We start from the raw sequence: 26,679 nt of genomic DNA on the forward strand, positions 1-26,679 counted from the left end.
TTTCCTTAATATGCGCGCAGCGTCTGAAAGACCGAAGCCAGAAGACGTGCATCTTTGATGCCCGGCTGTGACTCTACGCCAGAATTGAAATCGAGACCGGCACAGCCGGTTTTTGCTGCGTCAACGCAGTTATCTGCACCAAGTCCGCCTGCCAGTAAAACGTTATCCAGCGATTGTCCGCCTAAAAGTGACCAGTCGAAGCGTTGACCGCTGCCGCCCTGGCCGTTGTCGAAGACGTATTTATCGACATGCTGATAATCACGGGCTGGCAACGTCTCGCTGACGCTGAGCGCCTTCCAGATTTGTACCTGTGCGGGCAGTACCTCGCGCAGGGCGTCAACATAGGCCTGGTCTTCGTTACCGTGCAGTTGCACTGCAGCTAGTCCCAGCTCTGCCGCTGTTGCGCTCACGTCGGTAATATCTGAGTTGCGAAATACCCCGACGTATTGCAGTGGCGCGCCTGTCATGACCTCTCGCGCCTGTGCAACGTTGACCGCGCGCGGCGATGTGGGTACAAAAATCAAGCCGCCGTAAATGGCGCCCGCTTCGTATGCTGCGTTTGCATCCTGAGCCCGGGTTAAACCGCAGACTTTATTCTCGCCGAGCAGTACGCGACGCACGGCGGCGTGCAGATCATCATGCGACATCAGCGCGGAGCCAATCAGAAAACCGTTGGCGAAATGGCTGAGCTCGCGCACCTGACCATAGGTGTTGATCCCGGACTCGCTTATGACGGTCACACCGTGACCCAGTCGCGGTGCCAGTTGACGGGTGCGATTCAGATCAATCGACAGGTCGCGTAAATCACGGTTGTTGATACCAACGACTTTGGCGCCCAGTGCGATAGCACGCTCCAGCTCTTCTTCGTTGCTGACTTCGGTCAGTACGCCCATTTTCAGACTGTGGGCGACGGCAGCGAGTTGGCGATATTGCTCATCATCGAGCACCGACAGCATCAACAAACAGGCGTCCGCCTGGTAGAAACGTGCCAGGTAAATCTGGTAAGGATCGATAATAAAGTCCTTGCACAGAATCGGCTGCGGTGCGATGCGGCTGACGATGGGCAGGAAATCAAAGCTCCCCTGGAAATACTTCTCATCGGTCAGTACAGAGATCGCGGAAGCATAATGTTTATAGACGCCAGCAATTTGTACCGGGTCGAAGTCATCACGGATCACGCCTTTTGATGGAGATGCCTTTTTGCACTCCAGAATAAAGGCGGTGCGCGCACCTTGCAGCGCATCGTAGAAATCACGAGAGCTGGGTTGAACATCATTTTGAAAGCTGGCCAGCGGTTGTTGCTGTTTGCGGGCTTCTACCCAAATCGCCTTGTCTGCGACAATTTTCGCTAAAACGGTTTGCATCATTTACCCTCTTGCTGCCAGTGCAGTGACGCGGTCATAAGCCGCACCGCTACGCAGTACATTAATCACGGTTTGCGCATTGGCTTTTAAATCTTCTTCACCGTGCAGGCGCATTAACATGGCGACATTCGCGGCAACAGCAGCTTCATGAGCGGCTTCACCTTTACCTTGTAACAAGCGACTAAGAATGTCACGGTTTTCTTCCGGCGTGCCGCCAGCCAGCTGTTCCTGGTGGTAAGGCGTCAGACCAAAGTCTTCTGCCGTCAGTTGATAACTCTTGATTTCCCCATCGTGCAGCTCTGCCACAATGGTCGGTGCATGCAGCGAAACTTCGTCCATGCCACCACTGTGAACCACGGCTGCTCGTTGATATCCCAGCACGCGCAGCGTCTCGGCAATGGGTAGCACCAGTTCCGGGCTGTAAACGCCGATCAGCGCCAGCGGCGGATGCGCCGGGTTAATCAACGGGCCGAGCACGTTAAACAGCGTGCGGGTTTTCAACTGCTGGCGTACTGGCATGGCATGGCGAAAACCGGTGTGATATTTCGGTGCAAACAGGAAGCACACCCCGAGGTCGTCTAGCGCCTGACGGGATTTATCAGCGTTCATATCCAGATTGATGCCAAATGCCGCTAACAGATCCGAAGAACCAGACTTGCTGGAGACGCTGCGGTTGCCATGTTTGGCAACTTTCAGTCCGCAAGCTGCCGCAACAAAGGCACTGGCGGTAGAAATATTGATGCTGTTGCTACCGTCGCCACCGGTACCGACAATATCGGCGAACAGATAATCAGGACGCGGGAACGGCGCGGCATTTTCCAGCAGCGCGGTTGCTGCACCGGCAATCTCATTCGGGTGTTCGCCACGAATTTTCATGCTTACCAGCGCCGCAGCCAGTTGTTCCGGCTTCAGTTCACCGCGTACCACAGCAGAGAACAGCTGGTGGCTTTCCTGCTGGGACAGCGTCTGGGCCTGATACAGTTTCTCCAGAATGGGTTGCAGCGTATTGGTTTGTTCAAGCTTCTGTTGCGCCCAGGCCAGCGTTTGTTCGAGCAAACGCGCGCCCTGGGTGGTCAGAATTGATTCCGGATGGAACTGGAAGCCGCAGACGCGATCGGTATCGTGACGCACCGCCATCACCATGCCGTTAAAGTGGGCGTTAATGGTCAATCCAGCAGGAACGTTGCTGCCAACCAGTGAATGATAGCGTGCCACCGGCAGCGGATTCGCCAGACCAGCAAACATCGCCTGACCGTCGTGTTCAATGCTGGACGCTTTGCCGTGCAGGATTTCTCCAGCCTGGCCCACATATCCGCCATAGGCCTCAACAATGGCCTGGTGTCCCAGACAAATACCGATGATCGGCAGCTTGCCGCGCAGGCGGGTTAACAGCTCCGGCATGCAACCTGCTTCGCTTGGCGCACCAGGGCCTGGAGAGAGCATCAGCACCGGATTTTTCATTGTTGCTAAGCGGTCAATCAACGTCTGGGCCGGAATATGGTTGCGGTAAATCACCACGTTGTGACCATTAGTACGCAGCTGATCCGCCAGGTTATAGGTAAAAGAGTCGATATTATCGAGCAGCAGAATGTCAGCCATTAGAAGGTCTCCTGTGCGTGGTGCGCGGTGGCGATAGCACGCAGAACCGCGCGCGCTTTATTACGGGTTTCATCGGCTTCAGACTGCGGTACAGAATCCAGAACAATCCCGGCACCGGCTTGTACGGTGGCAATACCGTCTTCCACGAGGGCGGAGCGAATGACAATGCAGGTATCCAGATCGCCATGCGCCGTGAAGTAACCTACCGCGCCGCCGTAGCTGCCACGGCGACGACCTTCTGCCTCGGCGATAAGCTGCATAGCGCGAACTTTTGGCGCTCCGCTTAATGTGCCCATATTCATACAGGCGCGGTAAGCGTGCAGTACATCCAGATCGCTACGCAGTTCGCCGACCACGCGCGAAACCAGGTGCATAACGAAGGAGTAACGATCGACTTTGGTGAGGTCAGCAACATAGCGGCTGCCAGGCGTACAGATGCGCGCCAGGTCGTTACGCGCAAGGTCAACCAGCATCAGGTGCTCAGAAAGCTCTTTATGGTCGGTACGCATCTCCAGCTCGATACGGCTGTCGAGGTCGCGATCAAGCGAACCGTCCGCACGACGACCGCGCGGGCGAGTACCGGCAATCGGGTAGATCTCAATCTGGCGGCTGGTGGCATCGTATTTCAACGAGCTTTCCGGGGAGGCGCCAAACAGCGTGAAATCGTTGTCCTGCATGAAAAACATGTATGGGCTGGGGTTACTTTTCTTCAGCACATAGTAGGCCGCCAGCGGAGATGGGCAGGGCAGCGAGAAACGGCGGGATGGCACCACCTGGAAAATTTCGCCCGCGCGAATCGCCTTTTGCATGCCACGTACTACGGCGCCAAACTCTTCATCGCTCTGATTGCACTCGCAGCGCATCTGTGGGACTTCAGTGACCGGCAATGGCGGCGCAGGCTCGGTAAGCTGCTGGCTCAACTGCGCCAGACGAGCGTTAAGACGCTGTTTTTCAGCATCATTAGGGGTAAAAATACTGGCCTGAATACGGGTGCTTTTTTTCTGGTGGTCGATAACCATCAGCGTTTCTGCCAGATAGAAGCAGTAGTCAGGGCAACGGTTGCCCGCTTCAAGCTGAGGTAAATCTTCAAAACCGGCAACCAGGTCGTAGGAAAAAAGACCGCCGAAGAACATCGCTTCACGTTCTTGTACAGGAACGTTCACCAGCTCCTGCAGTAAGCGGAAAGCGTCAAATACGGAAAGAGAACATAAGCGGGCGTCTTCATCGAGCAATGGGCTGACGGCGGGGAATCGCAGATGGCGACCATTCGGCTGTTTTTCATTCTCAACGCCAGCGGGCAGGGCAGCATCCAGCAAGGGCAGCAGCGATGCGCCGTTCGCGGATAACGCCTGGATAGTGACAGTGTCACCGAGAGCGGTGATGCGCAATGCACTGTCGACCAGTAGCAGGCTCTTCAGATCGTCTTTGCTGTCGATATCTGCAGATTCCAGCAGCAACGTTGCCGGACGTGCGCCACACACCTGATGAAACAGCGCCGTCGGATTCTCACGGTAGGCGGCATCGCAGGCAAGCAGTTCGAGTATCGGTTTTTGTGTTTGCATCATTATTCTCATTAATTTTGTTCAAAAAAAAGCCCGCTCATTTGGCGGGCTGGGTATCTGGTTGCATATTGCAGACGTAAGACACTGCCCGAAATCAGGAAGTGCGCCACCAACCGTGCAGAAAAAATGTTGCTTTCATTTCAGATACCTTCTTCATGTGAACTTGCGTACTAGTTAACTAGTTCAGTGGAATAAAGTCAACACCTGATTTCAGTATATTTGTCGAAACCGCTATGATGGGCGTGTTACGACATTTATTGAAACGGGAGCCGCCTTGAGCGACACGAATTACGCAGTGATTTATGACCTGCACAGTCATACTACAGCCTCCGACGGGCGATTAACCCCAGAAGCCTTAGTACACCGTGCGGTAGAGATGCGAGTCGGTACACTGGCGATCACCGATCATGACACCACGGCGGGCATTGCGGCGGCAAGAGAAGAAATTTCACGTTCGGGTTTAGCGTTAAATTTGATCCCTGGCGTAGAGATATCAACGGTCTGGGAAAACCATGAGATCCATATAGTGGGTCTGAACATTGATATCGCCCATCCCATGATGTGCGAGTTTCTGGCGCAGCAAACGGAACGTCGTCAGCAGCGTGCGCGCCTGATAGCTGAACGACTCGACAAAGCGCATATCCCCGGCGCGTGGGAAGGGGCGTTACGCCTGGCTGATGGCGGGGCGGTGACGCGGGGGCATTTTGCGCGTTTCCTGATGGAATGCGGAAAAGCCACAACCATGGCGGATGTCTTTAAAAAATATCTTGCCCGTGGGAAAACCGGTTACGTTCCGCCACAGTGGTGTACAATAGAACAAGCTATTGATGTCATTCATCATTCTGGCGGTAAGGCTGTTCTGGCTCATCCTGGGCGGTACGATCTTAGCGCTAAGTGGCTGAAAAGACTGGTTGCACATTTTGCTGAACATCGCGGCGACGCGATGGAAGTTGCACAGTGCCAGCAGTCTCCCAATGAACGCACCCATTTGGCGACGCTTGCACGTTCGCATCAACTGTGGGCATCGCAAGGGTCTGATTTTCATCTACCCTGCCCATGGATTGAGTTGGGGCGTAAACTTTGGTTGCCCGCAGGCGTAGAAGGCGTCTGGCAACTTTGGGAGCAGCCCGAGATCACAGAGAGGAAAGTATGAGCCAGTTTTTTTATATTCATCCCGAAAACCCGCAGCAGCGACTGATCAATCAGGCCGTTGAAATCGTGCGTAAAGGTGGGGTGATCGTCTATCCAACCGACTCCGGCTATGCGTTGGGCTGCAAAATTGAAGATAAAGGCGCAATGGAGCGCATTTGCCGCATCCGTCACCTGCCGGACGGGCACAACTTTACGCTGATGTGCCGTGACCTGTCCGAACTGTCGACCTATTCTTTTGTCGACAACGTGGCCTTCCGTTTAATTAAAAACAACACGCCGGGCAACTACACCTTCATCCTGAAAGGGACGAAAGAAGTTCCACGCCGTTTGTTGCAGGAAAAACGTAAGACCATCGGCCTGCGTGTGCCGTCGAATCCGATTGCGCTGGCGCTGCTGGAAGCGCTGGGCGAGCCGATGCTCTCTACATCACTGATGCTGCCGGGCAGTGAATTTACCGAGTCAGATCCGGAAGAAATTAAAGACCGTCTGGAAAAACTGGTGGATTTGATTATCCATGGTGGCTATCTCGGCCAGCAACCGACCACGGTCATCGATTTAACCGACGATTCTCCGGTGGTGTTGCGTGAAGGCGTAGGTGACGTTAAACCTTTCTTATAAGGGCGCGAACCGCTATACTACGCGGCCTTAAAATGGCGCTGACTGGCGCCGTTGATTCTCCTGTTCGACGCCTGTGAAGGCGACATCTAAAGGAAGCTCTATGAGCGAAAAGTTACAAAAAGTGCTGGCGCGCGCTGGCCACGGTTCTCGCCGTGAAATCGAATCTATTATTGCCGCGGGTCGCGTGAGCGTTGATGGCAAAATTGCCACGCTCGGCGATCGCGTTGAAGTCACTCCGGGTCTGAAAATCCGTATCGACGGCCATCTGATTTCGGTTAAAGAGTCTGCGGAGCAAATCTGCCGCGTTCTGGCCTATTACAAGCCAGAAGGCGAACTGTGTACCCGTAACGACCCGGAAGGTCGTCCGACCGTGTTCGATCGTTTACCAAAACTGCGTGATGCGCGCTGGATTGCCGTAGGGCGCCTGGACGTGAATACCTGCGGTTTACTGCTGTTTACCACCGATGGTGAACTGGCTAACCGTCTGATGCACCCAAGCCGCGAAGTTGAACGTGAATATGCGGTACGTGTGTTTGGTCAGGTTGATGATGCAAAACTGCGCGACCTGAGTCGTGGCGTGCAGCTGGAAGATGGTCCGGCGGCATTTAAAACGATCAAGTTCAGCGGTGGTGAAGGGATTAACCAGTGGTATAACGTTACGTTGACCGAAGGGCGTAACCGTGAAGTCCGTCGCCTGTGGGAAGCTGTAGGTGTACAGGTAAGCCGTCTTATTCGTGTTCGTTACGGTGATATCCCGCTGCCGAAAGGTCTGCCGCGTGGTGGCTGGACGGAGCTTGACCTCGCGCAGACCAACTATCTGCGTGAACTGGTGGAGCTGAAGCCGGAAACGACTTCTAAAGTTGCCGTCGAGAAAGATCGTCGTCGCATGAAGGCAAATCAGATCCGTCGTGCGGTGAAGCGCCACTCACAGGTCGGCAGCAGTCGTCGCCCAGGTGGCCGTAGCAACAACGGTTAATCATGCCAGGCCTGATAAGCAAAGTGCCATCAGGCGTTAGCGTGGGGCCGGATGCGGCGCAAGCGCCTTATCCGGCCTGGTGTCAGTAATCGATCCCTATCTGGGCTTTCACGCCCGCTTCAAACGCATGCTTGACCGGGCGCAGCTCGCTGACCGTATCCGCTAACTCCAGAATATCGCGATGACATCCACGGCCGGTGATAATCACCGTTTGATGGGCAGGGCGCGCGTTTAGGGCATTGATGACCTCTTCAAGCGGCAGATAGTCGTATGCCACCATATAGGTCAGCTCGTCCAGCACCACCATATCCAGTTCATCGTCGGCCAGCATCCGCTTGCCGTGTTCCCACACGGCCATACAGGCCGCGGTGTCGGACTCACGGTTTTGCGTTTCCCAGGTAAATCCAGTCGCCATAACCTGAAACTCTACGCCGTGGGGTTCAAGTAAGTTACGTTCTCCGTTTGGCCACGTACCTTTAATAAATTGTACGACGCCGACTTTTTTACCGTGGCCCACCGCGCGCGTGGCGGTACCGAATGCGGCGGTGGTTTTACCCTTACCATTTCCGGTGAATACGATGATGATCCCGCGCTCGTCCGTAGCGGCGGCAACGCGTGCGTCAACCCGATCTTTTACGCGCTGTTGACGTTGCTGATAGCGTTCTTCACTCATTGGGCAATTCCTGGTTTACGGCCCGGCTGGGCATCAAAAGTCATACCGGTTTTACGGCGGCTGTCATCGCCCATCAGCCACAGGTAGAGCGGCATAATATCGGCGGGAGTTTTCAATTTTTGTGGATCTTCCGTGGGGAATGCGCTGGCTCGCATGCCAGTTCGCGTTCCACCAGGATTGATACAGTTAACGCGCAGATGACGGTTTTGATACTCATCAGCCAGAACCTGCATCATCCCTTCGGTAGCAAACTTTGAGGTGGCATATGCTCCCCAATTGGCGCGTCCCTGGCGACCGACGCTGGAAGAGGTAAAGACCAGCGATCCGGCATCGGATTTGAGTAACAACGGCAGCAATGCCTGAGTTAGCATAAAAGTGGCATTCACATTTACTTGCATCACATCCTGCCAGACCTGCGGGTTTTGCTCGCTCATTGGACAAATATCGCCGAGTAATCCGGCGTTATGCAGTACACCATCCAGACGCGGGAAATGTGCGGCAATGCGCTGCGCAAGCTGGTGACATTCTTCAGAGGTACAGGTCAGTAAATCCAGTGTAAACCACTGTGGTTGTGTTCCGTTTTCATCGGCGATAGTGCGGGCAACCTGACGCAGTTTTTCTTCGTTACGCCCAAGCAGGATAACGGTCGCGCCGTAGCGTGCATAGGTCTGCGCGGCTTCGCGTCCGATACCATCGCTGGCACCGGTGACAAGAATAATGCGGCCTTGTAAAAGGTCTTGTTTAGGTTGGTAATGCACGGCTACTCCTCGGCGACGTCCTGGCCATCTCGTTCGCGATAACTTTTGGGCTTTATGCCTTAAACCTTCTACTTTTTCAATCAGCCAAAGGCAATAACACCGCAAAATGAACACTTTGTCATGCTTTTTACTGATTCAGCACTGGATGTATGAAGCAAGACGAGGTGACACGCCTGTTGTACACTGAGCGGAAGTCGCGTTGTTTAACCAAGGTGGGTCTCGTGGAATTGTTGTCTGAATATGGGCTGTTTTTGGCAAAAATTGTCACTGTCGTGGTGGCTATTGCAGTGGTGGTGATGCTGATCGTAAACGCGACACAACGCAAACGTCAGCGTGGGGAATTGCGGGTTATTAACCTCAGCGATCAATATAAAGAGATGAAGGAAGATCTATCGCTGGCCTTATTGGATGGGCATCAGCAAAAATTCTGGCATAAGGCGCAGAAAAAGAAACAGAAGCTGGAGGCGAAGGCCGCCAAGGCAAAAGCGAAACTGGGTGACAGCACGTCATCAGATAAACCTCGTGTATGGGTGCTTGATTTTAAAGGCAGTATGGATGCCCATGAGGTTAGCTCATTACGCGAAGAGGTGACGGCGGTGCTGGCGGTTGTTAAACCTCAGGATCAGGTGGTGGTTCGTCTGGAAAGCCCGGGTGGTGTGGTACATGGCTATGGCCTGGCTGCATCGCAATTGCAACGTCTGCGCGATAAGCAGATACCGTTGACCGTCACGGTGGATAAAGTCGCTGCGAGCGGCGGATATATGATGGCCTGCGTGGCAGATAAAATTGTCTCGGCGCCGTTTGCTATCGTCGGCTCAATTGGCGTGGTGGCGCAGATCCCGAACTTTAACCGCTTCCTGAAAGGGAAAGATATTGATATCGAACTGCACACCGCCGGACAGTATAAGCGTACGCTGACCTTACTCGGTGAAAACACGGAAGAAGGGCGGCAGAAATTCCGCGAAGATCTGAACGAAACGCATCATCTGTTTAAAGATTTTGTGCATCGCATGCGTCCGACTCTGGACATTGAGCAGGTTGCCACGGGTGAACACTGGTTTGGTCAACAGGCGCTGGCAAATGGGCTGGTGGATGAGATCAATACCAGCGATGAGGTGATCCTCGGGCTGATGGAAGGTCGTGAAGTGTTGAACGTTCGCTATCTGCAGCGTAAAAAGCTGATGGATCGTTTTACCGGTAGTGCGGCGGAGAGCGCCGATCGTTTGCTGATGCGCTGGTGGCAGCGAGGGCAGAAACCACTGATGTAAAATTATCATTGCCGGATAGCGATGCTCACATATCCTATCCGGCTTACAAATATGCATCAATGTAGGCAGGATAAGGCGTTGCCGCCATCCGGCAAATTATTTCTCGTGTTAATCGATCAAGTGATACTTTTCAGAAAGTACGTGCGCCAGGTGTTTAAACATATTAAACACAGCCGTACTTTTGGGCGTTGGTAGCCCTTGCTCGTCTAAAAAGTAATCTCCGCTGAAAACCAGCACGCCGTTTCGCTGCGTAACGCCGGTGGCGACAATCCCCGCCAGCGTGTCCTCATGCTCACGAATGATTTTGTTGGCTTCAATCAGCAGTGTTTCGCGATCGATGGGTTGAGTGTCTTTATGCATGATTTACTCCTTAAACAAGGACATTAGTCTACGCTGAGCCCGCCTTATGGGCAAATATTCCCTGACATAAATGAAGGTTTTACGACAGTGTTACAACTGGCGAGATTTGTTTTTGCATGCTAATAAAGTTGCGTAACGCATTTTATCAGGTACAGTGTGACGCTTTCGTCAATCTGGCAACAGATTTGCTTGACATTCGACCAATACTTCGTCGCGCTAGAGCGTTTGTGAGCAAAAAAGCCTGTTAACTCAGTTACATGAGAGTTACATTACAAGCGCAAATCAGTTTAAGGGGTTGATATCCGCCGACGCAGAGACCATATCGATGTCTCGTCGCCAGTGGAAGGTGAATCAACGTGCGACGCATTCTGGAAGAATCAAATTAGGTAAAGGTGAATATGGGTAAAGCTCTTGTCATCGTTGAGTCCCCGGCAAAAGCCAAAACGATCAACAAGTATCTGGGTAATGACTACGTGGTGAAATCCAGCGTCGGTCATATCCGTGATTTGCCGACCAGTGGCTCAGCAACTAAAAAGAGCGCCGACTCAACCTCCACCAAAACGGCTAAAAAGCCCAAAAAGGATGAACGTGGCGCTCTCGTCAACCGTATGGGTGTTGACCCGTGGCACAACTGGGATGCGCGCTATGAAGTGCTGCCTGGTAAAGAGAAAGTTGTTTCTGAACTGAAGCAACTGGCTGAAAAAGCCGACCACATCTATCTCGCAACCGACCTTGACCGCGAAGGGGAAGCCATTGCATGGCACCTGCGGGAAGTCATCGGTGGCGACGACACCCGCTACAGCCGTGTGGTGTTTAACGAAATTACCAAAAATGCTATTCGCCAGGCGTTTGAAAAACCGGGCGAGTTGAATATCGATCGTGTTAATGCGCAACAGGCGCGCCGCTTTATGGACCGTGTTGTGGGCTATATGGTGTCGCCGCTGCTGTGGAAAAAAATTGCGCGTGGTCTGTCTGCCGGTCGAGTACAGTCTGTGGCTGTGCGTCTGGTGGTTGAGCGTGAACGCGAAATCAAAGCATTCGTTCCAGAAGAGTTCTGGGAGATCAATGCTAACACGACCACGCCGGGCGGCGACGCGTTACCGCTTGAGGTGACGCATCAAAATGATAAACCGTTCCGCCCGGTAAATCGGGAACAAACGCTTGCCGCCGTTAGCCTGTTGGAAAAAGCGCGCTATAGCGTCCTGGAACGTGAAGATAAGCCGACCAGCAGCAAGCCGGGCGCGCCGTTCATCACTTCCACGCTGCAGCAGGCCGCCAGCACGCGTCTGGGCTTTGGCGTGAAGAAAACCATGATGATGGCGCAGCGCTTGTATGAAGCGGGCTACATCACTTATATGCGTACTGACTCAACTAATCTGAGCCAGGATGCAGTGACCATGGTTCGCGATTACATCAGCGATAATTTTGGTAAGAAATATCTGCCGGAAAGCGCGAATCAGTACGCCAGCAAAGAGAACTCGCAGGAAGCGCACGAAGCTATCCGTCCTTCCGATGTCGCCGTACTGGCGGAATCGCTGAAAGATATGGAAGCTGATGCGCAAAAACTGTACCAGCTAATCTGGCGCCAGTTTGTTGCCTGTCAGATGACACCAGCAAAATATGACTCTACCACTCTGACCGTAGGGGCGGGTGATTTCCGTCTGAAGGCGCGTGGTCGTATTCTGCGCTTCGATGGCTGGACGAAAGTGATGCCAGCACTGCGTAAGGGCGATGAAGATCGCATCTTACCGGCGGTGGACAAAGGCGATGCCTTGACGCTTGTTGAACTGACGCCTGCGCAGCACTTTACCAAGCCGCCTGCACGCTTCAGTGAAGCTTCGCTGGTTAAAGAGCTTGAAAAGCGTGGCATTGGTCGTCCATCCACCTATGCGTCGATCATTTCTACGATTCAGGATCGTGGTTATGTTCGCGTTGAAAACCGTCGCTTCTACGCTGAAAAAATGGGTGAAATCGTCACCGATCGTCTGGAAGAAAATTTCCGTGAATTGATGAACTACGATTTTACCGCACAGATGGAAGACAGCCTCGACCAGGTGGCGAATCACGAAGCCGAATGGAAGGGCGTGCTCGACAACTTCTTCACTGATTTTACTCAGCAACTGGATAAAGCCGAGAAAGATCCTGAAGAAGGCGGTATGCGTCCGAACCAGATGGTACTGACTAGCATTGATTGCCCGACCTGCGGACGCAAGATGGGTATTCGTACCGCCAGTACCGGCGTTTTCCTTGGTTGCTCTGGCTACGCACTTTCCCCGAAAGAGCGTTGCAAAACCACCATTAACCTGGTGCCGGAAAACGAAGTATTGAACGTGCTGGAAGGCGACGACGCGGAAACGAACGCATTGCGCGCCAAACGCCGCTGCCAGAAGTGCGGTACGGCAATGGACAGTTATCTCATCGATCCTAAGCGTAAATTGCATGTGTGTGGTAATAACCCAACTTGCGATGGCTACGAGATCGAAGAGGGTGAATTCCGTATCAAGGGTTATGACGGTCCGATCGTAGAGTGCGAAAAATGTGGTTCTGAAATGCACCTGAAAATGGGACGTTTCGGCAAGTACATGGCGTGTACTAACGACGAGTGTAAAAACACCCGTAAGATCCTGCGTAACGGTGAAGTCGCTCCGCCGAAAGAAGATCCGGTTCCGCTGCCGGAACTGCCGTGTGAAAAATCTGATGCGTATTTCGTGTTACGTGATGGTGCTGCAGGTATTTTCCTGGCGGCCAATACGTTCCCGAAATCACGTGAGACTCGTGCGCCGTTGGTGGAAGAGTTGTACCGCTTCCGCGATCGCCTGCCGGAAAAACTGCGTTATCTGGCAGACGCACCGCAAACTGACCCGGATGGTAACAAGTCCATGGTTCGTTTCAGCCGTAAAACCAAGCAGCAATACGTTGCCGCTGAGAAAGACGGTAAGGCGACTGGCTGGTCCGCGTTCTTCGTTGACGGTAAATGGGTAGAAGGGAAGAAATAACAGCACCCAGGCTGAATTCCTCCTCAAAGGGTCGCGTAAGCGGCCCTTTTTGTTTCTGGCGTATTATTTTTTGTCATACCTATACAGCGTACATATAAATGATATAGTGGTTATAGTTAACAGGCTTTTTATTATTAAATCGTATTAGCAGCGCCCGCAAGCCTGCTCAGAAACGATGATTTGATGGCGCAAATCGGGATGTCTTAACATGAAATTACAGCAGCTTCGCTACATCGTTGAGGTGGTGAACCACAACCTTAATGTCTCCTCAACGGCGGAAGGACTCTATACCTCCCAGCCTGGTATCAGTAAGCAAGTTCGTATGCTGGAAGATGAACTTGGCATCCAGATTTTTGCCCGTAGCGGTAAGCATCTGACCCAGGTTACGCCAGCGGGGCAGGAAGTCATCCGTATTGCGCGCGAAGTTCTGTCTAAGGTGGACGCCATTAAGTCTGTTGCTGGCGAACATACCTGGCCGGACAAAGGTTCGCTATATATTGCCACCACGCATACTCAGGCACGTTACGCATTACCGAACGTGATTAAAGGTTTTATTGAGCGATATCCTCGTGTTTCATTGCATATGCACCAGGGATCGCCGACGCAAATCGCCGAAGCAGTATCGAAAGGGAACGCGGATTTTGCTATCGCGACAGAAGCCTTGCACCTGTATGACGACCTGGTGATGTTACCTTGCTACCACTGGAACCGTTCGATCGTCGTCACGCCGGATCATCCGTTGGCGGGAAAATCCTCGGTTTCTATTGAGGAACTGGCGCAGTATCCGCTGGTCACCTACACCTTTGGATTTACCGGACGTTCGGAGCTGGACACCGCGTTTAACCGTGCGGGTCTGGAGCCGCGTATTGTCTTTACCGCGACCGATGCTGATGTCATTAAAACCTATGTTCGTCTGGGCCTCGGCGTGGGTGTGATTGCCAGTATGGCGGTTGATCCTGTTTCCGATCCTGACCTGGTACGTGTGGATGCGCATGATATTTTCAGCCATAGCACCACCAAAATTGGTTTTCGTCGTAGCACCTTCTTACGCAGTTACATGTATGATTTCATTCAACGTTTCGCGCCGCATCTGACGCGTGATGTGGTGGACACGGCGGTGGCGCTGCGTTCCAACGATGATATTGAAGCCATGTTTAAAGATATAAAATTGCCTGAGAAATAATAACGGCTGTAACCTCGTCGGTATCCATAAGCATAAAGCGATACCGACGCAGAGTTTGAATTTATTCATTATTTCTCCCCACATATATTAACCATATATTATTTATGGAAAAAGTTCTCTAAAGTAGTTTCAAATTAGTCAGCTTGCCAAAAATCACTCTCAAATATTCATAATTGATCAAACAATTGATTTATTTATCAGATCGAGTCCGAAAATTAACTGGCTTTTTTTCGCCTTTTTTATTAGGATTCCTCCTATCTGATGATTAATTGTACCAATTGTTTGGTGCCTAAATGATAAGTGATTTCGATAGTATGAGGTTAGCGATGCCTTCAGGAAACCAGCCTGCACGCCGGGATCCCGCGATGAAACGTAAAGCCTGGTTCGCCGTGTTTCTTGGTTCTGCGATATTCTGGATTATTGTCGCACTCGTGGCATGGAACGTGTGGGGGTAAGTATGTCCGCACCGAAGCAGCACTCTACTGTGACGCCAGCGTCACATGAACATGAACATGAACATGAACATGAACACGAGAGCAAAACCGTCGCCGAGAAGGGGCCGAAGATACCCGAATCCTGGAACCTTTCTCCTGAACAACGGGCGTTTATTGAACTGTTAACGGATGATGATGAACAGAAACAATAATTCGTACGTATTTTATAATAATAACGATTACCTTGTGGCCTTGAATATCGAATCATTTATCCATGTAATCGCCATCAACCAACTAATCAACGTATTATCGATTGCGCTATTGCCTGCTGAATATTCATCCCATTAATCTGCGCCGCTTACATCTTTCTCCTCACCATTGACCTCACTTCGCGATTTTGTATCGCGCGCCACTTTTATCAATTTGAGTTGTTATCAAAACGTTACATTTTGTTTGTGTTATCTTTAATACTAACCCTGAAGAAAATCAGGGGATCCAACCCTGTCATTTAAGGAGGAGCTATGTCGTCGACCCTACGAGAAGCCAGTAAGGACACATTGCAGGTTAAAGATAAAACCTACCGTTACTACAGTCTGCCGCTGGCCGCGAAATCACTGGGTGATATCACCCGCCTACCTAAGTCGCTAAAAGTTTTGCTGGAAAACCTGCTTCGTTGGCAGGACGGAAATTCTGTTACTGAAGAAGATATTCATGCGCTCGCGCATTGGCTGAAGACTGCCCATGCCGATCGTGAAATTGCCTATCGACCCGCTCGCGTTTTGATGCAGGATTTTACCGGCGTGCCGGCGGTGGTCGATCTGGCCGCCATGCGCGAAGCGGTGAAACGTTTGGGCGGAGATACAGCAAAAGTGAATCCGCTTTCACCAGTGGACCTTGTCATTGACCACTCGGTAACGGTGGACCGTTTTGGTGATGATGATGCTTTCGAAGAAAACGTTCGCCTGGAAATGGAACGTAACCATGAGCGTTATGTGTTCCTTAAATGGGGACAGCAGGCATTTAGTCGCTTCAGCGTTGTGCCGCCGGGGACGGGGATTTGCCATCAGGTTAACCTTGAATACCTCGGCAAAGCCGTCTGGAGCGAGTTACAGGACGGTGAGTGGGTGGCTTACCCTGACACGTTGGTCGGTACCGATTCCCATACGACGATGATTAATGGTCTCGGTGTACTGGGTTGGGGCGTTGGAGGTATTGAAGCCGAAGCGGCAATGCTGGGTCAACCAGTCTCAATGCTTATCCCGGATGTTGTGGGCTTTAAACTGGTGGGCAAGCTGCGGGAAGGTATCACCGCGACTGATCTGGTTCTGACCGTCACCCAGATGCTGCGTAAGCACGGCGTGGTCGGTAAATTTGTTGAATTCTTCGGTGATGGGCTGGACACCTTACCGCTGGCCGACCGGGCAACCATTGCGAACATGTCACCAGAATACGGCGCAACCTGTGGTTTCTTCCCGATCGATGACATCACCCTTGAATACATGCGTCTGAGTGGGCGAAGTGAGGAGCAGGTTGAGCTGGTCAGCGCCTATGCCAAAGCGCAGGGCATGTGGCGTAACCCAGGTGATGAACCTGTGTTTACCAGTTCGCTGGAGCTGGATATGGGAAGCGTGGAGGCAAGCCTTGCCGGACCGAAGCGGCCGCAGGATCGGGTGGCACTGGCTGATGTCCCGAAAGCGTTCTCGGCGAGTAATGAACTCGAAGTGAATAGCTCGCTGAAAGATCGCCAGCCAGTGGACTATACAATGAACGGTCACCAGTACCAGCTTCCGGATGGTGCGGTGGTCATTGCGGCGATCACTTCCTGTACCAACACCTCTAACCCAAGCGTATTGATGGCGGCGGGACTGCTGGCGAAAAAAGCAGTAACGCTTGGTCTGAAGCGTCAGCCGTGGGTGAAAGCCTCGCTGGCGCCAGGATCGAAGGTGGTGTCTGATTATCTGGCGCAGGCTGGGTTCACACCGTATCTTGATGAGCTGGGATTTAACCTTGTAGGCTATGGCTGTACCACCTGTATTGGTAACTCGGGTCCGTTACCCGATCCTATCGAGACAGCTATCAAAAAAGGCGATCTCACCGTTGGTGCGGTGCTTTCCGGCAACCGAAACTTTGAGGGGCGTATCCATCCGCTCGTGAAGACCAACTGGTTGGCGTCTCCGCCGTTGGTGGTGGCCTACGCGCTGGCGGGGAATATGAATATCAACCTGACGAAAGATCCGTTAGGTCATGACAGAAAAGGCGATCCCGTTTATCTGAAAGATATCTGGCCGACTGCCCAGGAAATTGCCCGTGCCGTGGAGCAGGTTTCTACCGCCATGTTCCATAAAGAGTACGCTGAAGTCTTTGAAGGCACGCCGGAATGGAAAGCTATCCAGGTTGATCGGGCTGATACCTATGGCTGGCAGTCTGACTCAACTTATATCCGCTTGTCGCCGTTCTTCGATGGTATGCAGGCTACGCCGGATCCGGTCCAGGACATTCATGGTGCGCGTATCCTCGCAATGCTTGGGGATTCGGTCACCACCGACCATATTTCTCCTGCTGGCAGTATTAAGCCGGATAGCCCGGCAGGTCGTTATCTGCAAAGCCACGGCGTTGAGCGTAAAGATTTTAACTCTTACGGTTCACGACGCGGGAATCATGAAGTGATGATGCGTGGTACCTTTGCCAATATTCGTATTCGTAATGAGATGGTACCCGGCGTAGAAGGTGGGATGACGCGTCATTTGCCGGGAACTGAGGTAGTGGCTATCTATGATGCGGCTATGCAATATCAGCAGGAGAACATCCCTCTGGCGGTTATTGCCGGGAAAGAGTATGGCTCTGGCTCCAGTCGCGACTGGGCGGCAAAAGGCCCGCGCTTGCTGGGGGTTCGCGTGGTTATCGCTGAGTCCTTTGAGCGAATTCACCGTTCTAACCTGATTGGTATGGGGATTTTGCCGCTGGAATTCCCACAGGGCGTCACGCGCAAAACGCTGGGACTAACCGGTGAGGAAGCGATCGATATTACTGACCTGCAAAACATCAAGCCGGGCGCAACAGTGCCGGTGAGTATGGTTTGTTCGGATGGACGTAAAGAGGTGGTTTTATGCCGCTGCCGTATCGATACCGCGACGGAGCTAACTTACTACCAAAACGATGGCATTCTGCATTACGTGATTCGTAATATGTTGAACTAAAATGTAAAAAGCCTGCGAAAGCAGGCTTTTTTATCGATGGTGATAGCCATTACTTGCCCAGCAGATGTCCCATCTTGGCGGCTTTGGTGTCCAGGTAATGTTCATTGTTCGGGTTACGACCCACAATCAGCGGCACGCGTTCAATAATATTGATTCCCGCTTCGGTCAGGATTTCCACTTTCTTCGGGTTATTGGTCAGCAAACGAACTTCGTCCACGCCCAGCAGCTTGAACATATCTGCACACAGCGTGAAATCACGCTCATCTGCCGCAAAGCCCAACTGATGGTTAGCCTCAACGGTATCATAACCCTGGTCCTGCAACGCGTAGGCGCGGATTTTATTGAGCAGGCCGATATTGCGTCCTTCCTGACGGTGATAAAGCAGGATACCGCGCCCTTCTTCAGCAATATGGGTGAGAGCCGCTTCGAGTTGGAAGCCGCAATCGCAACGCAGGCTAAACAATGCATCGCCGGTCAAACATTCGGAGTGGACACGCGCCAGGACAGGCGTTTGGCCTGTGATATCGCCAAAAACCAGTGCGACGTGATCGTGTCCGGTTGCCAGTTCTTCAAATCCCACCATCAGGAAATCACCCCAGGGGGTTGGCAGTTTGGCTTCTGCCACACGTTTAAGCTGCATGTAATTCTCCAGATTATGCTGGCACTGTCGTGCCGTCGCCTGTTGGCTTCTGTTCTGTATTGCACTATTTTGCCATAAGGCAACGATGTTCACCTAATCGCGACAACGGATTCTCTTTTGGAATGGCACAAAATTGTCAATTTCCCCGGCATGCGCTTTTTTCAGTTATGATTGTGAGACTTATCGACGAAAGGAGAGGCAATGCTTTCAATTGCGAAGCGCACTGCGGTCGGGGCCGGACTGCTACTTATTATGCCGGTTGCCGTATGGGTATCAGGCTGGAACTGGCAGCCGGGACACAACGTCTGGTGGTTAAAATCTCTGTACTGGGTAACGGAAACGGTAACGCAACCGTGGGGTATTATCACTCACGTTGTGCTCTGTGTATGGTTTCTGTGGTGTCTGCGTTTTCGTCTGAAAGCTGCAGTAATGCTGTTTGCGATCCTGGCGGCGGCAATTTTAGTCGGTCAGGGCGTGAAGTCATGGGTAAAAGACAGGGTGCAGGAACCTCGGCCCTTTGTCGTGTGGTTGGAAAAAACGCACCATATCCCGGTTGATGAGTTCTACACTTTAAAACGTAAAGATCGTGGGCACTTAGTTAAAGAGCAATTGGCCGAACAACAGGATATTCCGACGTTTCTACGTAAGCACTGGCAAAAAGAAACGGGGTTTGCTTTTCCGTCAGGGCATACGATGTTTGCTGCCAGCTGGGCTTTACTGGCAGTAGGGCTGTTATGGCCACGCCGACGTACGCTGACGATTGTGTTTTTACTTATCTGGGCTACGGGTGTTATGGGCAGTCGCTTACTATTAGGCATGCACTGGCCCCGTGATTTGGTCGTTGCAACGCTGATTTCATGGTTGCTGGTAACGCTGGCGACATGGCTTGCGCAGCGGGTATGCGGACCATTAACGCCGCCTGTGCAGGAGGAAAAAGAAATCGCTCAGCGCGAACAAGAAAGTTAGCCATGATTGATTTTTCGAATTTTGCCCTTAAATCAGAAAGGGGAAAGCGCTTTTCCGTTTCGCACTCGTTGTGAAAATGGTAATTTAAAGGGCTCAACGCGGTAAGTTGTACACGATTTATTCGCTTAAACCACATAACGGGAAGTAATGTGAAATATTTACTCATTTTCTTACTGGTGTTGGCGATTTTTGTTATTTCGGTGACATTAGGTGCGCAAAACGATCAACAGGTTACGTTTAATTACCTGCTGGCTCAGGGTGAGTATCGTATCTCTACGCTGCTTGCTGTATTGTTTGCCGCAGGTTTTGCGATTGGTTGGTTAATTTGCGGCCTTTTCTGGCTGAAGGTCCGTGTGTCGCTTGCGCGCGCCGAACGTAAAATCAAACGACTGGAAAACCAGCTTACGCCTGCGACCGACGTTGCGGTTTCTGCCGATTCGTCGGTTGTGAAGGAATAATTATTTATGTTGGAGTTGTTGTTTCTGCTTTTACCTGTAGCCGCTGCCTATGGGTGGTATATGGGTCGCAGAAGTGCGCAACAAACCAAGCAGGATGAAGCTAACCGTCTTTCCCGTGACTATGTCGCCGGGGTTAACTTCCTCCTGAGCAACCAACAAGACAAAGCGGTGGATCTGTTCCTCGATATGCTAAAAGAGGATACGGGCACCGTTGAGGCTCATCTCACCCTCGGAAACCTGTTTCGCTCGCGCGGTGAAGTCGACCGCGCAATCCGTATCCATCAAACGTTAATGGAAAGTGCTTCGCTGACCTACGAGCAGCGTTTGTTGGCCGTACAACAGCTGGGGCGTGACTACATGGCCGCAGGTCTGTACGACCGCGCGGAAGACATGTTTAATCAGCTTACCGATGAAACAGATTTTCGCGTCGGTGCATTACAGCAACTGTTGCAAATTTATCAGGCGACCAGCGAATGGCAGAAAGCTATTGATGTCGCAGAACGTTTGGTGAAGCTCGGCAAAGATAAACAGCGTATAGAGATAGCCCACTTCTACTGCGAACTGGCCTTACAGCAGATGGGCAGCGACGATATGGATCGCGCCATGACGCTGTTGAAAAAAGGGGCTGCGGCAGACAAAAACAGCGCTCGGGTTTCCATCATGATGGGCCGCGTGTACATGGTGAAAGGTGATTACGCGAAGGCCGTTGAAAGTCTGCAACGCGTGATTTCTCAGGATAAAGAACTGGTCAGCGAAACGCTGGAAATGCTGCAAAGCTGCTACCAGCATCTGGGGAAAAACGATGAGTGGGCTGAGTTTTTACGTCGGGCCGTTGAGGAGAATACTGGTGCCGCCGCCGAGCTGATGCTGGCTGATATTCTTGAAGCGCGTGAGGGAACTGATACCGCTCAGGTTTATATCACTCGTCAGCTACAGCGCCATCCTACGATGCGCGTGTTCCACAAGTTGATGGATTACCATCTTAACGAAGCAGAAGAAGGGCGTGCGAAAGAGAGCCTGATGGTTCTGCGCGATATGGTCGGGGAGCAGGTGCGCAGCAAGCCTCGCTATCGTTGCCAGAAGTGCGGGTTTACCGCATATACACTGTACTGGCATTGCCCATCTTGTCGCTCATGGTCAACCATTAAACCTATTCGCGGACTTGATGGGCTGTAATTCTAAAAAAAACCTCACTTTAGTTACAACATACTAATGATCAGTAATAGATCCATCCTCAACCTCCGTTGCCAAATTCGCCTGGCAGAAATGTAATCGCGCCTGTTAATTTTCTATTACCGCAGGTAGAATGCACGCCGTTTACCCATTTCGCGCTACTGTCGGCGCCCATCCTCAAGAAGGTCTGGTCATGACGTTTACTGCTTCATCTTCTTCTCGTGCTGTTACTGATTCTCCTGTCGTTGTCGCTCTCGATTATTCCAATCGTGATAAAGCATTAGCTTTTGTCGACAGAATTGATCCTCGTGATTGCCGTTTGAAAGTGGGCAAAGAGATGTTCACGCTTTTTGGACCGCAGTTGGTTCGCGATTTACAACAGCGTGGCTTTGACGTTTTTCTTGATTTGAAATTTCATGATATTCCTAACACTACCGCGCATGCCGTTGCGGCGGCGGCTGAGCTTGGCGTGTGGATGGTTAACGTTCATGCTTCTGGTGGGGCGCGTATGATGACCGCCGCACGTGAAGCCCTGGTGCCTTTTGGCAAGGATGCGCCGCTGCTGATCGCGGTAACGGTTCTGACCAGTATGGAAGCCAGCGACCTCGCCGAGATCGGCGTGACGTTGTCACCTGCGGAACATGCTGAAAGGCTGGCGCGCTTAACCCAACATTGTGGTTTAGATGGCGTCGTATGCTCTGCGCAGGAAGCGGTGCGATTCAAGCAGGCGTTTGGCCAGGCATTTAAACTGGTAACGCCGGGTATTCGTCCTGAAGGTAGCGAGGCGGGCGACCAGCGTCGCATTATGACGCCGGAACAGGCCCAGTCAGCTGGTGTGGATTATATGGTTATTGGTCGTCCGGTCACGCAGTCGGCAGATCCGGCTCAGACGCTGAAGATGATCAATGCCTCTCTGAAACGAGGTGCGTAAATGAACGATGCAAACTCTCGCCTGGTCTACTCAACCGACACCGGGCGTATTGATGAACCGAAAGCTGCTCCTGTGCGTCCACAAGGCGATGGTATTGTCCGTATCCAGCGCCAGACCAGTGGTCGCAAAGGCAAGGGCGTGTGTTTGATTACCGGTATTGATCAAGACGATGCCGAACTGACCAAATTAGCTGCGGAACTGAAGAAAAAATGTGGTTGCGGCGGGGCAGTGAAGGATGGCGTGATTGAGATACAGGGTGACAAACGCGACCTGATTAAATCACTGCTGGAAGCCAAAGGAATGAAAGTTAAACTGGCTGGTGGTTAATAAAAAAAGCCACGGATAAATCCCGTGGCTTTTTAATAATACAGACCTGAAAAAGTAAACGTATTATTATATCGAGCCGTTTAACCGTAAATTATTTACCCACCTGGTGGCCAATTATACCACCTACTGCAGCACCACCCAGCGTACCCAGCGCGCTGCCATCAGTCAGGACTGCACCACCTACTGCACCTGCACCAGCACCGATAGCGGTGTTACGGTCACGTTTGGACCAGTTAGAGCAGGCGCTCAGAGACATTGCCAGAGTAATCGCCAGAATGGCAGCGGTCATTTTTTTGCTCGTTACTAACATAATACTTTCTCCTGAATTATTGATTCACGGAATCCAGTGTTCTTTAAGAATAGCGCTAAATTAAGACTATAGAAGATATTTCCGTGAAACCGTTTAGCGAAGGCATTACAAACACTATCCTGAAGTTGGATGTTCGTTCCTGTTATATCGCTAACATTAATTTTACGACTTTATCCTGTTAACGACAGGTAAAAAGTCTTAATTGGACTGTCAGATAACTCTCAGAGAGGAGATGATTTGCCCGCTGACAAATCATCTGCTGAAGATTTTACGCGTGGGCATCGATGATATTGACGGTTAATCCTGAATGCTCGAGCTGCATTTGTACGCTGGCGCTGAGTCTGGAGTCCGTGACTACGCGGCTGAATCGCTCTAATGGACCCAGTGTATAAGGATGAATGGCTTCGAATTTTGAGCTGTCAGTAAGCACAATAACTTCTGCACCTTTTTCCAGCACCGCGTTAACCACATCAGAACGCATCATGTCGCGTCCGGTGAAGCCGGTGTCAGGCTGCCAGCCATCAATGCCGATAAAGGCCTTGCTGAAGTGTACCTGCTGGATAAACTGTCGAGTTAAGGGCCCCACCATGCTTTCGCTTTTTTTCTGATAGATGCCGCCAAGAAGAATCACTTCGCAGGGGGTTTCTTTCAGCAGATGGGCTATATAGCTGCTGACGGTAATGATGGTGACATCTTTTTGCTCCGCCAGCGTTCTGGCTAAGAGCGCATTGCTGCTGCCGTTTTCAATGAATACGGACTCGCCTGGGCTTACCAGCGATGCGGCGAATTCGGCCAGCTCACGCTTCAGGGTGAAATTGGTCATCATGCGCGTTTCAACATCATCGCTGTTCAATGAAACAGCAAAGCCGTGCGCTCGGCGTAAATAACTCTGTTTTTCCAGTGTGTTCAGATCTTGTCGAATCGTCACTTCTGAGACACCGGTGATTTTTGCCAGTTCGGCAACGCTCATCTGACCTTTATCAGTCACCATCTGCAAAATAGATTGTTGTCGGGAATTCATAATATTAATTTTATTGCGATATCGTATCGGAAATTAAACGGAAACTGCCTCACGTGCAGTTTGCTTATAGCAGCGACATTAAAGGGTTAATGTCATCAGATCTCCCAGGGAGCCTTGTGCTTTTTGGGCAAAGATTCGGCATCTTCTTTGGTCGTGTTTAGCAGCTCAGCCTTCAGAATTTCGAGATTGTGGATAGCTGAGTGGTAATCACCTGCAACGAGGATATCCAGCACGGTATCAATGCGTTCGGCCAGACGCTTAGCGTCGATATCAGACATGGTTATCTTCCTAATGGCAATAGAGTTTGAATTTCATGATGCAGAATTTCATGGCAAAAGAGAAGGGAAAAATAGTATTAACCTGAACGATTGGAGAATATTATATATTCTGTGATTACATGCAGATAGTGTCTCCATGTAATGTCCATTTATGGCTATTCACTACGTTTAATTTCTCTACATTAACGCATTTTTTTACTCAGGTGCCGTCGATACCAACGTTCAAATGCAACTGCTGGCATTGGTTTGGCAAACAAAAAACCCTGACGTTCGTTGACGCCATTTTTGGTTAAAAACGCATCCTCTTTCGCGCTTTCAACACCTTCGGCGATTACCTGCAGATTGAGTGCCTGTGCGACCGCAACAATGGCACGTACCAGCGACTGCGAAACAGGTTGTTTGTGTACATCCCTGACAAAGGTTTGATCCAGTTTAATTGCATCAAGCGGGAAGCGGGCCAGTTGAGACAGTGACGAATATCCGGTACCAAAATCATCCAAATGGATTTGCGCTCCCATCTGGCTAAACTGCTGAATGACGGACAGTGCCAACTGCTCATTTTCAATTAAACTGCTTTCCGTTAACTCGACATCGATGGGGCAATATTCAAAGTCGAGTTCATGAAGCACCTGTTTGAGATCGGTAAATAGCGTCTGATCGGCGAGCTGGCGGGCAGAAACGTTTACCGCTACGCGCAGATTGATTCCCTTGGCGCGCCATTTTGCAACCTGACGCACAACGTCCAGAATAACCCAGCGACCCAGCGGAACGATAAGCCCTGATTCTTCGGCGTAGGAGATAAATTCCAGTGGTGGAATGAGGCCTCGTTCCGGAGACTGCCAGCGCACCAGCGCCTCAAGGCTGCGCACTTCGCCTCGCCAGGTTATCTTTGGCTGATAATGGATAACCAGTTGATCGTTTTCCAGCGCCTTGCGCAGGTTAGTATCCAGCCACAGGTATTCAAATACCCGCTGATTCATTTCCGGAGAGAAAACACAAAACTGTCCGCGGCCGCCTTCTTTCGCGGTGTACATGGCCGTATCCGCGTTACGAATGACGCTCTCGCAGTCCTGACCATGCTGTGGGGCAAGGGAAATACCAATAGAGCAGCCTGTATAGACTTCAATCAGGCCAATGCGAAAGGGTTGACGCAGGCGTGTCAGAATGCGCGATGCGGTAGCCTCCAGTGTGCTCTGGGACGTTTCGGTGGCAAGGACGATAAATTCATCACCGCCAAACCGAGCCAATAGCTGGTTGTCGTCAAGACAACTGAGGATTGCCAGCGACACGCTTTGTAATAGTTGATCGCCAAACATATGCCCGTAGGCATCGTTCACCTTTTTGAAGTTATCCAGATCGAGATATACAATCCCAACCTGAGTATCTCCTGCGTTCTCAATCGCGTCGCTGATCAGCTCATGAATGGCGTTGCGGTTCGGTAATCCGGTGATGGAGTCGGTATTAGCCAACATCCGCAGGCGTTCCTGCGCACGGCGTTCTTCAGTGATATCGGTGCCGGAACAGATCAGAAATATTTCGTTCTTGCCGCTACCGTTATGGACAAACTTATTGCGAAAAAGAAACAGGCGCTGACCTTTGCAGGTCTTCACCCAACGTTCGACCTCATATGAGTTGCCTTCGCGAAAAAAGACCTCGATGTTGCGTCTGGAGGCTGCGGCTTCACGTCGACTCATAAACAGTGTGAATACGCTTTGGCCAATGACTTCACGTTCTCTGAGTCCGGTATACTCTTCACACAGACGGTTAAAACGCTGAATGTTGCCCATGCGGTCGAGAATGACAATTACGGAATTGGCTTCTGAAACCACCTGTTCGGCAAAAGAGAGACCTTGAGCCAGGTCGCGTGCGACGGAAGGGGTATCATCCCAGGCTGATGCGCTGCCGGCCCATTCGCGCTTATTGATTTTCCGCCCGACCAAATGTACCGGAATATCGTCATCTTCAATGGGTAACGTCATCAACAGGCTTGACGTAATTACCGTCATCTCGCGGATGCGGTCGGCCTGTTCGGGTGATAATTCGATGGTCTGCTCAGCTTCTGATGTCTCATCAATAGAGAAATGCAGGATGTTGCAATCCTCTGACAAACGCCAGTAGGGGTTATGAGTGCCCACATAGCTATACAACGTAACCAGCTCCCGGACGTCTTTCATGATGTGTACTATCCCGTTTAAAGCGCATAAAGCCTCAAAAGTAAGGGTAGCCATGATTCATTCAGGGTGATTATGGCTGAACGTATTGTTTTATTTATATATTTATATGTAATCCAGATTCCGTAAAAAGCAAAGCCAACGGAACTGAAAAATAGTAAATAAATTTTTTGACTGGATGAAAGAAGTGTAGTGCGCGGTTGAAATTTGGGAGGTAAAAAGAAAACGACCTTTCAAAAAAAGAGAAAGGTCGCTTGATTTATG

Annotated in this window: 26 protein-coding genes and 1 other annotated feature; of the genes, 14 read left to right on the forward strand and 12 right to left on the reverse strand. The window is 51.3% G+C overall.

The window, feature by feature from the left end; genetic code table 11:
• Positions 1-5: 5 nt before the first annotated feature.
• The 4 genes from trpCF to trpL all read right to left on the reverse strand — a co-directional run bounded on the left by trpCF (position 6) and on the right by trpL (position 4,664).
• Positions 6-1,367 carry a bifunctional indole-3-glycerol-phosphate synthase TrpC/phosphoribosylanthranilate isomerase TrpF gene (trpCF, locus tag OGY83_RS03885; RefSeq protein ID WP_502873064.1) on the reverse strand — a complete coding sequence of 454 codons (1,362 nt, stop codon included), beginning with the start codon at positions 1,365-1,367 and terminating at the stop codon, positions 6-8.
• The gene (gene trpD, locus OGY83_RS03890; protein WP_003020639.1) at positions 1,368-2,963 is read right to left on the reverse strand and encodes a bifunctional anthranilate synthase glutamate amidotransferase component TrpG/anthranilate phosphoribosyltransferase TrpD; all 1,596 of its coding nucleotides are present in this window, start codon (positions 2,961-2,963) and stop codon (positions 1,368-1,370) included.
• Positions 2,963-4,525 carry an anthranilate synthase component I gene (gene trpE / locus OGY83_RS03895; RefSeq protein ID WP_286635899.1) on the reverse strand — a complete coding sequence of 521 codons (1,563 nt, stop codon included), beginning with the start codon at positions 4,523-4,525 and terminating at the stop codon, positions 2,963-2,965. The genes trpD and trpE overlap by 1 nt, the downstream gene beginning before the upstream one ends.
• 23 nt (positions 4,526-4,548) lie before the next feature.
• Positions 4,549-4,643: a sequence feature (Trp leader region), on the reverse strand.
• Positions 4,620-4,664: a trp operon leader peptide gene (gene trpL, locus OGY83_RS03900; protein ID WP_191229385.1), complete on the reverse strand. Its 45-nt coding sequence runs from the start codon at positions 4,662-4,664 to the stop codon at positions 4,620-4,622. Its footprint overlaps the feature before it by 24 nt.
• A gap of 135 nt (positions 4,665-4,799) precedes the next feature.
• Here trpL and rnm point away from each other — a divergent pair, with 135 nt between their 5' ends.
• The 3 genes from rnm (at position 4,800) to rluB (ending at position 7,271) form a co-directional block, all read left to right on the forward strand.
• The gene (rnm, locus tag OGY83_RS03905) at positions 4,800-5,678 is read left to right on the forward strand and encodes an RNase RNM (protein WP_008784938.1); all 879 of its coding nucleotides are present in this window, start codon (positions 4,800-4,802) and stop codon (positions 5,676-5,678) included.
• Positions 5,675-6,295, forward strand: coding sequence for an L-threonylcarbamoyladenylate synthase (locus OGY83_RS03910; RefSeq protein ID WP_003833336.1), 621 nt, complete (start codon positions 5,675-5,677; stop codon positions 6,293-6,295). The genes rnm and OGY83_RS03910 overlap by 4 nt, the downstream gene beginning before the upstream one ends.
• A gap of 100 nt (positions 6,296-6,395) precedes the next feature.
• A complete protein-coding gene (rluB, locus tag OGY83_RS03915) occupies positions 6,396-7,271 on the forward strand; it encodes a 23S rRNA pseudouridine(2605) synthase RluB (protein WP_003020625.1) in 876 nt (291 codons plus the stop codon).
• A gap of 82 nt (positions 7,272-7,353) precedes the next feature.
• On the opposite strand, the gene cobO is transcribed toward rluB, so the two are convergent.
• Positions 7,354-7,944, reverse strand: coding sequence for a cob(I)yrinic acid a,c-diamide adenosyltransferase (gene cobO, locus OGY83_RS03920; protein WP_123267310.1), 591 nt, complete (start codon positions 7,942-7,944; stop codon positions 7,354-7,356).
• On the reverse strand, positions 7,941-8,702 hold the full coding sequence (locus tag OGY83_RS03925) for a YciK family oxidoreductase (RefSeq protein ID WP_008784935.1): 762 nt from the start codon (positions 8,700-8,702) through the stop codon (positions 7,941-7,943). The genes cobO and OGY83_RS03925 overlap by 4 nt, the downstream gene beginning before the upstream one ends.
• A gap of 221 nt (positions 8,703-8,923) precedes the next feature.
• Between OGY83_RS03925 and sohB the strand changes: the two genes are divergently transcribed.
• Positions 8,924-9,970 carry a protease SohB gene (gene sohB, locus OGY83_RS03930; protein WP_191228682.1) on the forward strand — a complete coding sequence of 349 codons (1,047 nt, stop codon included), beginning with the start codon at positions 8,924-8,926 and terminating at the stop codon, positions 9,968-9,970.
• Positions 9,971-10,078: 108 nt separating this feature from the next.
• On the opposite strand, the gene OGY83_RS03935 is transcribed toward sohB, so the two are convergent.
• A complete protein-coding gene (locus OGY83_RS03935) occupies positions 10,079-10,330 on the reverse strand; it encodes a YciN family protein (protein WP_003020616.1) in 252 nt (83 codons plus the stop codon).
• Positions 10,331-10,728: 398 nt separating this feature from the next.
• On the opposite strand from OGY83_RS03935, the gene topA reads away from it, so the two are divergent.
• The 5 genes from topA to acnA all read left to right on the forward strand — a co-directional run bounded on the left by topA (position 10,729) and on the right by acnA (position 18,140).
• Positions 10,729-13,326: a type I DNA topoisomerase gene (topA, locus tag OGY83_RS03940; protein WP_194210844.1), complete on the forward strand. Its 2,598-nt coding sequence runs from the start codon at positions 10,729-10,731 to the stop codon at positions 13,324-13,326.
• Positions 13,327-13,534: 208 nt separating this feature from the next.
• Positions 13,535-14,509: an HTH-type transcriptional regulator CysB gene (gene cysB, locus OGY83_RS03945; protein WP_003020610.1), complete on the forward strand. Its 975-nt coding sequence runs from the start codon at positions 13,535-13,537 to the stop codon at positions 14,507-14,509.
• A 314-nt stretch (positions 14,510-14,823) separates the two neighbouring features.
• A complete protein-coding gene (locus OGY83_RS03950) occupies positions 14,824-14,964 on the forward strand; it encodes a YmiA family putative membrane protein (RefSeq protein WP_213732144.1) in 141 nt (46 codons plus the stop codon).
• Positions 14,965-14,966: 2 nt separating this feature from the next.
• Complete coding sequence (locus OGY83_RS03955; protein WP_286635315.1) at positions 14,967-15,155, forward strand: YciX family protein; 189 nt, start codon at positions 14,967-14,969, stop codon at positions 15,153-15,155.
• A gap of 309 nt (positions 15,156-15,464) precedes the next feature.
• On the forward strand, positions 15,465-18,140 hold the full coding sequence (gene acnA / locus OGY83_RS03960; RefSeq protein WP_286635316.1) for an aconitate hydratase AcnA: 2,676 nt from the start codon (positions 15,465-15,467) through the stop codon (positions 18,138-18,140).
• A gap of 49 nt (positions 18,141-18,189) precedes the next feature.
• On the opposite strand, the gene ribA is transcribed toward acnA, so the two are convergent.
• Positions 18,190-18,780 carry a GTP cyclohydrolase II gene (ribA, locus tag OGY83_RS03965; protein WP_079937380.1) on the reverse strand — a complete coding sequence of 197 codons (591 nt, stop codon included), beginning with the start codon at positions 18,778-18,780 and terminating at the stop codon, positions 18,190-18,192.
• A gap of 201 nt (positions 18,781-18,981) precedes the next feature.
• On the opposite strand from ribA, the gene pgpB reads away from it, so the two are divergent.
• The 5 genes from pgpB (at position 18,982) to yciH (ending at position 22,635) form a co-directional block, all read left to right on the forward strand.
• Positions 18,982-19,746 carry a phosphatidylglycerophosphatase B gene (pgpB, locus tag OGY83_RS03970; protein ID WP_079937379.1) on the forward strand — a complete coding sequence of 255 codons (765 nt, stop codon included), beginning with the start codon at positions 18,982-18,984 and terminating at the stop codon, positions 19,744-19,746.
• 149 nt (positions 19,747-19,895) lie between these two features.
• Complete coding sequence (locus OGY83_RS03975) at positions 19,896-20,204, forward strand: LapA family protein (RefSeq protein WP_003020595.1); 309 nt, start codon at positions 19,896-19,898, stop codon at positions 20,202-20,204.
• A gap of 6 nt (positions 20,205-20,210) precedes the next feature.
• Complete coding sequence (gene lapB / locus OGY83_RS03980) at positions 20,211-21,380, forward strand: lipopolysaccharide assembly protein LapB (protein ID WP_008784929.1); 1,170 nt, start codon at positions 20,211-20,213, stop codon at positions 21,378-21,380.
• Between the two features lie 190 nt (positions 21,381-21,570).
• Positions 21,571-22,308, forward strand: a complete 738-nt coding sequence (gene pyrF, locus OGY83_RS03985) for an orotidine-5'-phosphate decarboxylase (RefSeq protein WP_286635900.1) — start codon at positions 21,571-21,573, stop codon at positions 22,306-22,308.
• Positions 22,309-22,635: a stress response translation initiation inhibitor YciH gene (gene yciH / locus OGY83_RS03990; protein WP_286635317.1), complete on the forward strand. Its 327-nt coding sequence runs from the start codon at positions 22,309-22,311 to the stop codon at positions 22,633-22,635.
• A 91-nt stretch (positions 22,636-22,726) separates the two neighbouring features.
• On the opposite strand, the gene osmB is transcribed toward yciH, so the two are convergent.
• From osmB to pdeR, 4 genes are all read right to left on the reverse strand, one after another.
• Complete coding sequence (gene osmB, locus OGY83_RS03995) at positions 22,727-22,945, reverse strand: osmotically-inducible lipoprotein OsmB (protein WP_043016156.1); 219 nt, start codon at positions 22,943-22,945, stop codon at positions 22,727-22,729.
• Positions 22,946-23,213: 268 nt separating this feature from the next.
• Positions 23,214-23,966: a DNA-binding transcriptional regulator YciT gene (gene yciT / locus OGY83_RS04000; protein WP_079937376.1), complete on the reverse strand. Its 753-nt coding sequence runs from the start codon at positions 23,964-23,966 to the stop codon at positions 23,214-23,216.
• A 95-nt stretch (positions 23,967-24,061) separates the two neighbouring features.
• Complete coding sequence (locus OGY83_RS04005; protein WP_123267302.1) at positions 24,062-24,244, reverse strand: YciZ family protein; 183 nt, start codon at positions 24,242-24,244, stop codon at positions 24,062-24,064.
• 182 nt (positions 24,245-24,426) lie between these two features.
• Complete coding sequence (gene pdeR, locus OGY83_RS04010; protein ID WP_286635318.1) at positions 24,427-26,418, reverse strand: cyclic di-GMP phosphodiesterase; 1,992 nt, start codon at positions 26,416-26,418, stop codon at positions 24,427-24,429.
• Positions 26,419-26,679 lie beyond the last annotated feature (261 nt).

It is taken from the genome of Citrobacter sp. Cpo090 (assembly GCF_030332665.1).
Lineage (GTDB): Bacteria > Pseudomonadota > Gammaproteobacteria > Enterobacterales > Enterobacteriaceae > Citrobacter > Citrobacter portucalensis.